Here is a 12,483-nt window from a genome sequence, read left to right as displayed (position 1 = left end):
GAGCGTTGGAACCACCTGATCCCATCCCGAACTCAGCAGTGAAACGACGCATCGCCGATGGTAGTGTGGGGTCTCCCCATGTGAGAGTAGGTCATCGTCAAGCACCTATCCCAAACCCCCGATCCGCATTAGCGGCTCGGGGGTTTGCTTTTTGGGCGCTGGAATTATTGGCAGCTGGTGGTTCGTGGCGATGGGCTGCAGCACTGCTGGGACTGGAGCGGCTTCGCTCCACTCTCATGGGCGTTTGGGAAGGGCGGCGACGACGGGTGCCGGGGAGAGGGCGAAGCCGGTCTGAGCGGCTTCGCTTTCACGGAGAAGGGGGGGGAGGTCTAGTCGCCCTGGTATTCGCAGCCACTCGTGCAGGTTTCATGGATGCGAATGCGAGAGAGCTCCGGAAGCAGAGGCTTGAGTTCCTTCCATATCCATTTGGCCAGATTCTCGCTGGTCGGATTTTCCAAGCCGGGCAAATCGTTCAGATAGTTGTGGTCGAGTTGCTCGTACAAGGGCTTGAAGATAGTTTTGATTTCACCGAAATCGCGAATCCATCCGGTATGCGGGTCGACCTCACCGCTGATGTACAAGGCGACACGGAAGGAATGGCCATGCAAGCGCCCGCATTTATGTCCTTGCGGAACATTGGGCAGCCGGTGTGCCGATTCGAAGGTGAACTCTTTGAATATTTCCACAGATGGACTCGCAATATGGTCGCTAGGGGCAGGGCGAATTTTACGCTTTTTGCTTGATAGGTACATCGAGCAGGAGTTGCCTCTCGATGCAGCTCGTCATATGCCGGCACAAGAATCCCTCCAGGGACCGGATGATCGGCATCTCCTACCGAGCCAGTATTTGCCTGTTTTATTCGTGGTTGCTCTTTGACACCTGACCGTCCTTGCTGCAGAGTACGGCGCTTTTCAAAGCGACTTCGGTCGTTTACAGGGGAGATCAAATGAACGCAGTTGTTGCAGCGGTCGGCATCATGCTGATCCTCAGTCTTTGTCGCGTGCACGTGGTGGTCGCGCTTATTGCAGGCGCCATGGCCGGAGGGCTGATTGGGGGCCTGGGAATCGAAGGCAGCCTGGCGGCTTTCAATAAAGGCTTGGGCGGCGGTGCGACGGTAGCCCTTTCGTATGCTTTGCTAGGGGCATTCGCGGTTGCCATAGGCAAGAGCGGCCTGGCACATGCGCTGGCGGACAAGGCTTTGACCCTTATCGGCAGGCAAGGGGGCAAGGGGGCCGGTGTGGTGAAATGGATGATGGTCGCCTTGCTTTTGGCCGTGGCGATTTCCTCTCAGAATATCCTGCCGATCCATATTGCATTTATTCCGCTTCTGGTACCGCCGCTGCTATACGTTCTCTCCAGAATGAAAGTCGATCGGCGCTTGATCGCCTGTGTACTCGCTTTCGGCCTGATTACTCCCTATATGTTTCTTCCGGTAGGTTTTGGCAACATTTTCCTGAATGAGATTCTGCTGGCCAACGTTGCCAAAAGCGGAGTCGATACCACGGGGATAAGCGTCACACACGCGATGTTCATTCCGGCGATGGGCATGCTCGCTGGACTGCTGTTCGCCTTCTACAGCTACCGGAAACCGCGTGAATATGATCTGAGCCTGATCGCGCAGGTCGAGAAGGTCAGCATCAGCTACAGCCCTCTTACCCTGTTGGTCGCCGGGCTGGCGATTGCCGCCGCATTCGTCATTCAGCTTTGGCTGGATTCGATGATCCTCGGTGCGCTCGCGGGGTTCGTGATCTTCTCTGTTTCGGGGGTAGTGCGTTGGCGCGAGGCGGATGATCTCTTCACCGAGGGGATGAAGATGATGGCCATGATCGGCTTCATCATGATCGCTGCGGCAGGTTTCGCCGAGGTCATGCGTGAGACGGGGGAAGTGAAGTTGCTCGTGGATGCATCGGCCCAGTGGATCGGCAACAGCAAGGCTGCAGGCGCGTTGCTGATGCTGCTGGTTGGTTTGCTGGTGACCATTGGAATCGGCTCCTCCTTCTCGACCGTGCCAATTATCGCGGCGATTTTCGTACCGCTTGGTGTCGAACTTGGCTTCAGTCCCTTGGCCATCGTGAGCCTGGTCGGCACGGCAGGGGCCTTGGGTGACGGCGGCTCGCCGGCATCGGATTCCACGCTCGGGCCGACGGCGGGCCTGAATGTCGATGGCCAGCACAACCATATCTGGGACACCGTCGTGCCGACCTTCCTGCATTACAACCTGCCGTTGCTGGCATGCGGTTGGCTGGCCGCGATGACTCTTTGAAGCCTCGTTAGCAAGCCTGATAGCAGGGCATAGCCCTTTCGCTCTGATGGCGAATGGGCTATGCCGCACTCATATGCTCGATCGTTGACTAAACAGGAGGAAATGCAGCGATAGGGCAAACGATGGTCAATACGACGCTCGAGCAAAAGGTTTTTCTTTCGCTGCTGATCGTGGTCTCCCTTGCCTTTGGCTGGATCTTGCTGCCGTTCTACGGTGCAGTATTTTGGGCGGTGATACTCGCGATCATCTTCGCGCCATTGCAACGTTACCTGTATCGCCGATTCAGTCAGCGTCCCAATCTCACGGCGTTGTTGACGTTGCTGGTCTGCTTGCTGGTTGCAGTGCTACCGGTGATCCTGATCACCGGGATGCTGGTCCAGGAGGGGGCGGCACTTTACAAGCAGCTCGAAAGTGGCGAACTGGATATCGGCAAGTGGGTGATCAGGGCCAGAGAACTGTTACCGCAATCCTTGCAGCTACAACTGCAGCGCTTCGGCCTGGGGGACCTGGAGTCCATGCGTGAACGCTTGGCAAGCAGCGCCCTCGAGGGCAGTCAGTTTCTCGCCACCAAGGCATTCAGCTTTGGTCAGGGAACCTTTCAGTTCTTCATCAGCTTCTTCGTGATGCTTTACCTGCTGTTTTTCTTCATACGGGATGGGCGCGAGCTGGTCGCACGTATCAGGAAGGCAATTCCGTTGAGCGATGCCCAGAAGCGGCGCCTGTTCAGCAAGTTCACCCGCGTGGTGCGTGCCACGGTAAAAGGCAACATCGTGGTCGCGGCTACCCAGGGAGCGCTGGGCGGTATCATCTTCGCCGTCCTGGGAATCTCCGGAGCATTGCTCTGGGGCGTTCTGATGGCTTTCCTGTCCTTGTTGCCGGCAGTGGGCGCAGGCCTGATCTGGACGCCTGTCGCGATTTACTTTCTGGTTACCGGCGCGATCTGGCAGGGCGTGATTCTCACACTCTACGGCGTGTTGGTGATCGGTCTGGTGGATAACGTGTTGCGTCCCATCCTGGTCGGCAAGGATACGAAGATGCCGGACTATGTGGTTCTGATTTCGACGCTCGGTGGACTGGCTCTGTTCGGCCTGAACGGCTTCGTCATCGGCCCGCTGGTCGCGGCATTGTTCATATCGGCCTGGGGCCTTTTCACTTCACCGGAGCTGCCCGCGGAATAGGGTAGAAGGCGGGCGGGCTTAGAGCCCGCCTTCCTGGCGGCTTACATCAGGCGCTTGCCATCTTCACGGGTGATGATGACGGTGGCCGAGCGGGGCCGCCGGCCAGGACCATCCGGCCAACTGCTTGTGAAGTTTGTCGAGCTGGAACCTTCGCCCGGGTGCTGGATATTGACGAACAGGGTCCTGAAATCCGGCGTAGCCGTGATACCGGTAACCTCCGCGCCCAGCGGGCCGACCAGAAAGCGCTTGGTTTCACCACTTCCAGGGTCGGATACCAGCATCTGGTTGTTGCCGAAGGGGCCCGAGCTCAGTTGGCTGCCGCTCATGTCGGTCTGGATCCAAAGGCGACCTTCAACGTCGAACCAGAGTCCATCCGGACTTGCCATGATGTTGCTATCGTTGAGTGCGCGTCCTTTGGAATCCCGGCTGTTATCCTGCGGTCCTGCAAGCAGGTAGATATCCCACTCGAAGCGGGGACCGGCGAAATCCCGGCTGGCTTCGCGCCAGCGGATAATGTGTCCGAATGCGTTGGGCGCTCGTGGATTGGGAGCATCTGCCGTCTCGCGGTTGCTGTTGTTGGTGAGGGTGAAGTAAACCTCGCCGGTGTCCGGATGGATCGCACCCCATTCGGGGCGATCCATCTTGGTTGCACCAACGACATCGGCGGCTAGACGCGTATTGATCAAGATTTCCCCCTGATCGGCGAACTGTACCCCCGCAGCCGTGCAGGCTTGCTGGAAGGCTGGATCGGCATGATCCAGGGCAAGCCAGTCGCCGCTGCCGTTGGGGTTGAAACGCGCGACGTAGAGCGTGCCGTCGTCCAGCAGGCGACCATCGCTACGCTGCGGGCGGTATTTGTCCCGGCTGACGTATTTGTAGATGTATTCGTTTTGCGAATCGTCGCCCGAATAGCAGACCACTGGTCGCCCTGGCTTCACTGGGGCGAAGACCAGCCCTTCGTGGGCGAAGCGCCCCAGTGCCGTATGTTTGACCGGCGTCGCGTTGGGATCGAACGGGTCGATCTCGACAATCCAGCCGAAGGCGTTCGGCTCGTTGCGGTAATCGGCGCGCGCGTCGTCGGCGATGCGGGTTGCGTTGAAGCGTTCGAATTCATCACCGGCAATCGTTTCCCAGCCGTAGCGACTGGTATCACGTACACCATAGCGGCTCAGTTCCCGTGGAAGTTCTCCGTCCTTGCTGGCGAAATAGCCGGCCCAGTTCTCTTCGCATGTCAGATAGGTGCCCCAAGGGGTGTAGCCGTTGGAGCAGTTGTTCAGAGTACCGCGAGCCGAGGTACCACTCGGGCTGTAGCGTGTCATCAACAGCGCATGACCGCGGGCAGGGCCCTCGATGCGCATGGGCGTGGCACCGGTGATACGGCGATTGCGCGCCGAGGGCAGTACCGACCATTCGCCTCGCAGCCCGCGGCGGATTTCGACCACGGAAACGCCGTGGGCATTGATCTCCTTGCGCACCTCGTCGACATTCACCCGCTTGCCGTCGCTTACGCTCGGGCCGTTCGGGTGCAGCAACGGTGCATCGATATACTCGTGGTTGAGCACCAGCAGGCCATGGTCGCTCTGCTGCCCACCGAGCTTTGCATTCATCGGGAAGAAATGCATGCCGTCGTGATGCATGCCGACCTGCTGCTCCTGGTCGTCGGCACTGTTGCTGGCGTCTTCCAGATAGGCGGGATAACGACCGGTGATCGGCGTGCCCCAAGGAATGAAAGTGCTCGCGGTATAGCCTCGTGGAACAGTGATGGTGTCGGCACGGGTAACGTCAACCGGAACGAAGGGGAGGCGGCTGCGGCGCTTGAGCGGAAAGTCCTTGAGCCCTTTCGCGGCCGGTTCCGCGGCCTGGACAATGCCCGGTAGCGAGGCCCCCAGAAAGGCCAAGGCACCCATGGCTGCGCCTCCGGCGAGTATCTGGCGGCGACTGCTCGAGATCACATCCTGGATATGCGGATTCGTGGAATGGTTACTGGGCAATTCGTCCCCGTTGCCGAACAGAATTTCGTTTTTCTCAGTAATCACGGCGCAGCTCCATACGATTGTTGTCGGAGCCATGACGCTAGATTCTGCGTGCGACAATCTTATGACTGGTTGGGGGATGTCCGACGAAGCGCAGCGCCGCGCTCACGAAGACGTGTTCTCTTTCAAAAAAAAAGGCCTCGGCATTTGCCGAGGCCTTCCTGAACACCATGGCCGGTCGGGCCGGGAATCGTTCCTTAGTGGAACTGGTTCATGGTGTTGTCTTTACCGCTTGCCTTCAGAGCAGCCTCGCCAGCGAAGTACTCCTTGTGGTTATCGCCGATGTCGGAGCCAGCCATGTTCTGGTGCTTGACGCAGGCGATACCCTGGCGCAGTTCCTGACGCTGAACGCCCTTGACGTAGGCCAGCATGCCTTCTTCGGCGAAGTAGCCCTTGGCCAGGTTGTCGGTCGACAGCGCGGCGGTGTGGTAGGTCGGCAGGGTGATCAGGTGGTGGAAGATACCGGCATGAGCCGAGCCGTCGCGCTGGAAGGTGCGGATCTTCTCGTCGGCGATCTGGGCCAGTTCGGTTTCGTCGTACTCCACGCTCATCAGCTTGGCGCGGTCGTAGGCGGAAACGTCCTTGCCTTCGGCAACCATGGCGTCGAACACCTGCTGACGGAAGTTCAGGGTCCAGTTGAAGGACGGGCTGTTGTTGTACACCAGCTTGGCATTCGGAATGACTTCGCGGATGCGGTCGACCATGGCCTTGATCTGGCCCACGTGCGGCTTCTCGGTTTCGATCCACAGCAGGTCGGCACCGTTCTGCAGCGAGGTGATGCAGTCCAGGACGCAGCGGTCTTCGCCGGTGCCCTTGCGGAACTGGAACAGGTTGGACGGCAGGCGCTTCGGACGCAGCAGCTTGCCTTCGCGCTTGATGACGACGTCGCCGTTGCCCAGTTCGGCTTCGGAGATTTCTTCGCAATCGAGGAAGGAGTTGTACAGGTCGCCCAGGTCGCCCGGTTCCTTGGTCACGGCGATCTGCTTGGTCAGGCCGGCGCCCAGGGAGTCGGTACGTGCGACGATCACGCCGTTGTCGATGCCCAGCTCAAGGAAGGCGTAGCGAACGGCGGCGACCTTGGCGAGGAAGTCGGCGTGCGGAACGGTCACTTTACCGTCCTGGTGGCCGCACTGCTTCTCGTCGGATACCTGGTTCTCGATCTGGATGCAGCAGGCACCGGCTTCGATCATGCGCTTGGCCAGCAGGTAGGTGGCTTCCGGGTTACCGAAACCGGCGTCGATGTCGGCGATGATCGGTACGATGTGCGTTTCGTAGTTGTCGATCTGGCTCTGGATCTCGGCAGCCTTGGCGTGGTCGCCAGCATCACGGGCGGCGTCCAGGGCGGTGAACAGCAGGTCCAGTTCGCGGGAGTCGGCCTGGCGCAGGAAGGTGTACAGCTCTTCGATCAGGCCGGAAACGGCAGTCTTCTCGTGCATCGACTGGTCCGGCAGCGGGCCGAAGTCGGAGCGCAGGGCGGCGACCATCCAGCCGGACAGGTAGAGGTAGCGCTTGTTGGTGGTCTTCAGGTGCTTCTTGATGGAGATCAGCTTCTGCTGACCGATGAAGCCGTGCCAGCAGCCCAGCGACTGGGTGTAGATGGACGAGTCGGCGTCGTACTCGGCCATGTCCTTGCGCATGATGTCGGCGGTGTATTGCGCGATTTCCAGACCGGTCTTGAAGCGGTTCTGGGCGCGCATGCGAGCCACGGATTCAGGGTTGATAGCGGCCCAGCTGCTGCCATATTGCTCTTTCAGGGCGGCGACGGCCTTGATGTCGTCTTGATATGCAGACATGTTCAATCCTTCAAAAAATGAGTGTGGTTGAGCACCGACTTTTCCCACCGAAACCTACGTGCTATCGCTGATCGTTGCGGGCAACACGCGGCAGAATGTCGAAATATCGACCGGGACGAGGATTGAAACCTGGAGCAGGGGTGGACACGACCGCCGGGCCGGCTCCGGTTGCTGTACCCACAGCCGGCGTGGCTGCCGTGGGGCGGAACAACGAGGAACTGTCTGGCTGATACGCTAATCGCTTCCCCGTCCCTCAGGACGACTCGTTCCAGTCGCAACCTCGTCAGTCCGCCTTGTGGGCAGTACAGTCACGGAGCGGCTCGGCTGGTTGGCTTGAGCGCACTCCGGAGACCCTTGCCAGGGCCCCTGGTTAGCGGGAGCGGGGCAATGATGCGCCGCTGGAAAAGCGTCGTCAATCGTTTTGTAGTGTTTTTTTTTAGGCACTACATTTCATGCGGGGTCGCCTGTCGGGCGGATCGAGGGTCAATCCAGGACGTCTACTTTCAAGCGCATCGAGACGTCCTGGCTGCCCTGCGTAGAGTAGCGTCGAAGAGTCCCGTCTTGCTGGGAGCTGGCGTTTTCGCTTACGCCGCCGATGGAAATCCATTCGCCGACCCGACCGCTGACGCGGGTATCGGCACTCTGGGTATCGATAACGCCGGAACGGTTCTGGCTGAGCCGATCGCGGGTGCTGCTGATGGTGATCTGTACACGGTCGCCGTGCACGGTCGCGGTGGCGTAGAAGCCGCGCATCACGTCGCGGTACTGGGTCTGCTGGTAGACCTGGCCGTAGACATCGGTGCCACGGGTGGTCAGCGGTACGCTCTGGCCGACCTGGATCAGGGCCGGGTAGCCTTCGTTGGCTTGGATCTGCTGGATGCCGCCATCCCGGCTACTGGTGCTGCGGCGAATGATGCGCACCTGGTCGCGTCCCCCTGTTTCACCTCGTCCGGTCTCGAACTCGACATCGCCGGCGCGCAGTGAGCCGTCAACCCGGTAACCGCTGCTGCTGCCGCTTGCCGAATCCTGGGTGTCGACGCTGATCAGCAGGCGTTTCGGTTCGGTATCCAACTGCTCGAGCACTTGGCGCAGTTCGCTGATCACCGGGCCTGGGGCGTTGACGATCAGCTGGTTGCCATAGGCGGTCACCCGGCCCTGCTCGCCGACTACGGACGCGGCGACCGGAAGCACATCCTCAGCCATGCGATGATTGAGTTGTATGACTTCCGTCGCAGCATGCAGGGGTAGGCTGAGCGCAAGGGTGATGGCCAGCAGCAGGGTACGTAGGGTCATAACAGGAAGCTCCGCAGGTTCGCATCGGATAGGCCATGATCCCAGGCTTTGTCGAATTGTGCCTGGCGCAGGCGCACACGGGCGGGATCCCGATAAAGAGCATAGCCGGTGTACTGATCCGGCTTCGGGCGTGACAGCAGACCGCAACCGTCCACGATGGCATAGGCACCGCTATCGTCTGGGTACTCGGGGTTCAGCCGGCGGATATGAAGATTACTGGTCAGCCGCCGGGCCAGATGCAGGAGGCGATGACCCTCCTTGACGGCGCGCGCGGGGTCGCCCACGAGAATGCGCAGCTGGTTGCGCGGATGGGCCAGCAACAGCCGCGCGCAGGCTTGCTGGATGCTGCCGTGGTGGTACAGCCAGGGCTCGAGATCCGGGCTGTAGATGCATACCGTCCGGGTCGCCTGCTGCAACAGGGCCAGCGCATGCTGGCGAATCTCCAGGGGTGTGCTGAACCGTTGCAGTTCCGCGCTTTCGCCAAGCAGAAACGGCGCGGGCTCCCAGGGCAGCGGCTCGGCAAGCTCCGCCTGTGGATTGTGCACGGCAAAACGCCCCGGAGAATGGAAGTCGATGGCCGGGAGTTCGGCACACTGGCTCCTTTCGTCCGGGGCGTCGTCACGCATGGCGACCTCAGCGGCTCTGGCGAAGCATGTCGACGTGAGGGATGCCGGCTTCGAGGAATTCGTCGCTGACGACCTTGAAGCCCAGCCGTTCATAGAAGGCGGTAGCGTGGACCTGAGCGGTCAGCTTCTGCTCCTTCAAATCGCGACGTTCGGCTTCGGCGAGCACCGCACGCATCAGCGCATCGCCGACATTCATGCCGCGCCAGTCGCGCAGGACCGCTACGCGGCCGATGTGTCCGTCGGCCAACAGGCGAGCGGTGCCGATCGGGTAATCGTCCTCCAGGGCGAGAAAATGCACGGCCTCGGCGTCGTCGGCATCCCATTCCTGTTCCGGGGGAACGGCCTGTTCGGCGATGAAAACGGTTTCCCGGATGCGTCGCAGCTCGGCATTGTCCTTCTGCCAATCGGCGATGCGGACCTGAATGTTATTCATCTGCGAACTCCAGACTTCCTTGTTGGGCCAGTTGCCACAGAAGATTACGCGCATCCTCGTCGCTCAGCCATTGGTCAAGATTTTCGACGTGTAACGCATCGGCCGAGCAGATCAGCTTCAGCAACTCCCGTAGGTGCGCGGGCAGCAGGCGGCTCTGCCCGCTGGCGAACAACAGCAGGCCGATGTCCACCTCGCTCCAGGCCAGGCGGGCTGCAGGGTTGCGCACCAGTACGGCACCGTCTTCGAGGGCGGGAAGGAAGTCGGATTCATCGATCTCCGGGCCTTCGACGCGCTCCGGGTAGCGCGGCTCGGTCATGAATTGGCCGAACCAGGTGAGCAGCAGGCGTTCGTCACCCATGTGTTCGGCGAGCAGCGCCTTCAGGCGGTCCAGCGCGTCGCTCTGAATCTGGTAGGGGTCGTCGCTCGGTTGCAGGTCGGCATCGCCGTAGCGATCCTCGTCCGGCAGGAACTGTGCGAGAAAATCGGTGAAGTGGGTCAGGACTTCGGCTGCACTCGGGGCACGAAAACCGACCGAATAGGTCATGCAGGCATCCTCGGCGGTGCCGAAGTGGGCCAGGCGCGGCGGCAGGTAAAGCATGTCGCCCGGCTCCAGAATCCACTCGTCGGTACCCTGGAAGTCGGCGAGGATCCGCAGGTCGCCATGCGCAAGTAGAGGGCTTTCGCTGTCGCACATCTGGCCGATGCGCCAGCGGCGTTGGCCATGGGCCTGCAGCAGGAAGACATCGTAGTTGTCGAAATGCGGGCCGACACCGCCCCCTGGCGCGGCATAGCTGATCATCACATCGTCGATGCGCCAGTTGGGCAGGAAACGGAAGTGCTCGAGCAGTTCGGCGACGTCCGGCACCAGCTGATCCACAGCCTGTACCAGCAGGGTCCAGTCACGCTCCGGCAACTGCTGGTAGGTGTCTTCGGCGAAGGGGCCGCGGCGCAGCTCCCAGGGGCTGTCGCCATGCTCGACGATCAGGCGGGACTCGACTTCTTCCTCGAGGGAAAGACCGGCCAGCTCGTCCGGCGAGATCGGGCTCTGGAAACCCGGAATGGCCTGGCGGATCAGCAGCGGTTTCTTCTGCCAGTAGTCGCGCAGGAATTCCCGGGCGCTGATGCCGCCCAGAATTTGAAGTGGAATATCAGAAGTCATGCCTAACACCTTGCTCTATATACAGAGCTGCAAATAAAAACGCCCGGCACAGCCGGGCGTGCATACAGGAGGTCGATCAGATTCGCTTGGCCTGGGCGACGGCGTTGCCGATGTAGCTGGCCGGCGTCAGCTTGCGCAGCTCGGCCTTGGCCTCGGCCGGGATGTCCAGGCCGTCGATGAAGGCCTGCAGGGCATCGGGCGTGATGCCCTTGCCGCGGGTGAGATCCTTGAGCTTTTCGTAGGCATTCTCCACCGCATAACGGCGCATCACGGTCTGTACCGGCTCGGCCAGCACTTCCCAGCAATTGTTCAGGTCCTCGGCGATGCGCGCGGCGTTGAGCTCCAGCTTGCCGATGCCCTTGAGGCCCGCCTCGTAGGCGATGACGCTGTGGGCGAAGCCGACGCCGAGGTTGCGCAGCACGGTGGAATCGGTCAGGTCGCGCTGCCAGCGGGAGATCGGCAACTTGCTGGCCAGATGCTGGAACAGCGCGTTGGCGATGCCGAGGTTGCCTTCGGAGTTCTCGAAGTCGATCGGGTTGACCTTGTGCGGCATGGTCGAGGAGCCGATTTCGCCGGCCACGGTCTTCTGCTTGAAGTAGCCGAGGGAGATGTAGCCCCAGACGTCGCGATCGAAGTCGATCAGGATGGTGTTGAAGCGCGCGATGGCGTCGAACAGTTCGGCGATGTAGTCGTGCGGTTCGATCTGGGTGGTGTAGGGGTTCCAGGTCAGGCCCAGGTCGCCCTCGATGAATTCGCGGGCGTTGGCTTCCCAGTCGATGTTCGGGTAGGCCGACAGATGCGCGTTGTAGTTGCCCACGGCGCCGTTGATCTTGCCCAGCAGAGGTACGGCCGCGACCTGGGCGATCTGCCGTTCCAGGCGGTAGACCACGTTGGCCAGCTCCTTGCCGAGGGTGGTCGGCGAGGCTGGCTGGCCATGGGTGCGCGAAAGCATCGGCACGTCGGCGAACTGCACGGCCAGGGCACGGATCGCGTCGGCCAGCTGGCGCATCAGCGGCAGCAGCACGTTGTCGCGGCCTTCACGCAGCATCAGCGCGTGGGACAGGTTGTTGATGTCCTCGCTGGTGCAGGCGAAGTGAATGAACTCGTTGACCTTGGCCAGCTCCGGCAACTGCTTGGCCTGCTCCTTGAGCAGGTACTCCACGGCCTTGACGTCGTGGTTGGTGGTGCGCTCGAACGTCTTGACGCGTTCGGCATGCTCCAGCTGGAAGTTCTCGGCCAGCTGGTTCAGCAGCGCATTGGCTTCGGCGGAAAAGGGCGCGACTTCCGGGATGCCCGGGTGGGCGGCCAGGCGCTGTAGCCAGCGGACCTCGACCTGGACCCGGCAACGGATCAGGCCGAATTCGCTGAAGATCGGGCGCAGGGCGCTGGTTTTGCCGGCGTAGCGGCCATCGACGGGGGAAACCGCCGTGAGCGAGGAAAGCTGCATAGAGGGCATTCTCGGACAGTCGGGCAACGAAAAGAGGGCGCAGATTATACACGAATGTGCTGCTTGAACCCGGATCCATGAACGGGGGCGCCATTGTCGCATGCGGCAGCCGGGTGGACGATCGTTCCGCAACCAGCGCGGCGATGGAGTCATTGACCCGTCGCCGGGTGCTGATGAACACTGCCTGGCATATCGCCGGCCGGATGAATGGTGGTTCGCCCGCCTGCTATCGTCCTGAACGGACCTTCCGGATGCCCG

At 61.1% G+C, this 12,483-nt stretch carries 10 protein-coding genes and 1 rRNA gene; 3 read left to right on the top strand and 8 right to left on the bottom strand.

Annotated elements, in window-relative coordinates:
- Positions 1-103: ribosomal RNA gene (gene rrf, locus CXK94_RS19080) — 5S ribosomal RNA — on the top strand; the annotation flags it as partial.
- Between the two features lie 226 nt (positions 104-329).
- Here rrf and queD read toward each other — a convergent pair.
- Positions 330-686 carry a 6-carboxytetrahydropterin synthase QueD gene (gene queD, locus CXK94_RS19075; protein WP_102895485.1) on the bottom strand — a complete coding sequence of 119 codons (357 nt, stop codon included), beginning with the start codon at positions 684-686 and terminating at the stop codon, positions 330-332.
- A gap of 260 nt (positions 687-946) precedes the next feature.
- On the opposite strand from queD, the gene CXK94_RS19070 reads away from it, so the two are divergent.
- Together CXK94_RS19070 and CXK94_RS19065 are read left to right on the top strand one after the other, a co-directional pair.
- Complete coding sequence (locus CXK94_RS19070) at positions 947-2,263, top strand: Na+/H+ antiporter family protein (protein WP_102895484.1); 1,317 nt, start codon at positions 947-949, stop codon at positions 2,261-2,263.
- A gap of 122 nt (positions 2,264-2,385) precedes the next feature.
- The gene (locus tag CXK94_RS19065) at positions 2,386-3,441 is read left to right on the top strand and encodes an AI-2E family transporter (protein ID WP_102895483.1); all 1,056 of its coding nucleotides are present in this window, start codon (positions 2,386-2,388) and stop codon (positions 3,439-3,441) included.
- Positions 3,442-3,482: 41 nt separating this feature from the next.
- Here CXK94_RS19065 and CXK94_RS19060 read toward each other — a convergent pair whose 3' ends face one another.
- From CXK94_RS19060 to purB, 7 genes are all read right to left on the bottom strand, one after another.
- A complete protein-coding gene (locus tag CXK94_RS19060) occupies positions 3,483-5,510 on the bottom strand; it encodes a PhoX family protein (RefSeq protein WP_423835249.1) in 2,028 nt (675 codons plus the stop codon).
- A 161-nt stretch (positions 5,511-5,671) separates the two neighbouring features.
- Complete coding sequence (locus CXK94_RS19055) at positions 5,672-7,267, bottom strand: isocitrate lyase (protein ID WP_102895481.1); 1,596 nt, start codon at positions 7,265-7,267, stop codon at positions 5,672-5,674.
- 483 nt (positions 7,268-7,750) lie between these two features.
- Positions 7,751-8,560, bottom strand: a complete 810-nt coding sequence (locus CXK94_RS19050) for a secretin N-terminal domain-containing protein (protein WP_102895480.1) — start codon at positions 8,558-8,560, stop codon at positions 7,751-7,753.
- A complete protein-coding gene (locus CXK94_RS19045) occupies positions 8,557-9,186 on the bottom strand; it encodes a hypothetical protein (RefSeq protein WP_037039503.1) in 630 nt (209 codons plus the stop codon). Before CXK94_RS19045 ends, CXK94_RS19050 begins: the two co-directional genes overlap by 4 nt.
- Before the next feature lie 7 nt (positions 9,187-9,193).
- Positions 9,194-9,619, bottom strand: coding sequence for a GNAT family N-acetyltransferase (locus CXK94_RS19040; RefSeq protein WP_037039505.1), 426 nt, complete (start codon positions 9,617-9,619; stop codon positions 9,194-9,196).
- Positions 9,612-10,778 (bottom strand): cupin domain-containing protein, encoded by a 1,167-nt coding sequence (locus CXK94_RS19035; protein WP_037039507.1) that lies wholly within the window; start codon positions 10,776-10,778, stop codon positions 9,612-9,614. Before CXK94_RS19035 ends, CXK94_RS19040 begins: the two co-directional genes overlap by 8 nt.
- Before the next feature lie 76 nt (positions 10,779-10,854).
- Positions 10,855-12,225, bottom strand: coding sequence for an adenylosuccinate lyase (purB, locus tag CXK94_RS19030; RefSeq protein WP_102895479.1), 1,371 nt, complete (start codon positions 12,223-12,225; stop codon positions 10,855-10,857).
- Positions 12,226-12,483 lie beyond the last annotated feature (258 nt).

Origin of the sequence: Stutzerimonas stutzeri (assembly GCF_002890915.1) — a bacterium.
Taxonomy (GTDB): domain Bacteria; phylum Pseudomonadota; class Gammaproteobacteria; order Pseudomonadales; family Pseudomonadaceae; genus Stutzerimonas; species Stutzerimonas stutzeri_AF.
The sequence above is the reverse complement of the archived record's forward strand: the minus strand, read 5'-3'. Positions and strand labels throughout refer to the sequence as shown.

What these genes read in the sequence shown, in the direction of transcription:
- CXK94_RS19070 (WP_102895484.1), top strand. Translation starts at nt 947, where the DNA reads ATGAACGCAGTTGTTGCAGCGGTCGGCATCATGCTGATCCTCAGTCTT.
- CXK94_RS19065 (WP_102895483.1), top strand. Translation starts at nt 2,386, where the DNA reads ATGGTCAATACGACGCTCGAGCAAAAGGTTTTTCTTTCGCTGCTGATC.
- CXK94_RS19060 (WP_423835249.1), bottom strand. Translation starts at nt 5,510, where the DNA reads ATGGCTCCGACAACAATCGTATGGAGCTGCGCCGTGATTACTGAGAAA.
- CXK94_RS19055 (WP_102895481.1), bottom strand. Translation starts at nt 7,267, where the DNA reads ATGTCTGCATATCAAGACGACATCAAGGCCGTCGCCGCCCTGAAAGAG.
- CXK94_RS19050 (WP_102895480.1), bottom strand. Translation starts at nt 8,560, where the DNA reads ATGACCCTACGTACCCTGCTGCTGGCCATCACCCTTGCGCTCAGCCTA.
- CXK94_RS19045 (WP_037039503.1), bottom strand. Translation starts at nt 9,186, where the DNA reads ATGCGTGACGACGCCCCGGACGAAAGGAGCCAGTGTGCCGAACTCCCG.
- CXK94_RS19040 (WP_037039505.1), bottom strand. Translation starts at nt 9,619, where the DNA reads ATGAATAACATTCAGGTCCGCATCGCCGATTGGCAGAAGGACAATGCC.
- CXK94_RS19035 (WP_037039507.1), bottom strand. Translation starts at nt 10,778, where the DNA reads ATGACTTCTGATATTCCACTTCAAATTCTGGGCGGCATCAGCGCCCGG.
- purB (WP_102895479.1), bottom strand. Translation starts at nt 12,225, where the DNA reads ATGCAGCTTTCCTCGCTCACGGCGGTTTCCCCCGTCGATGGCCGCTAC.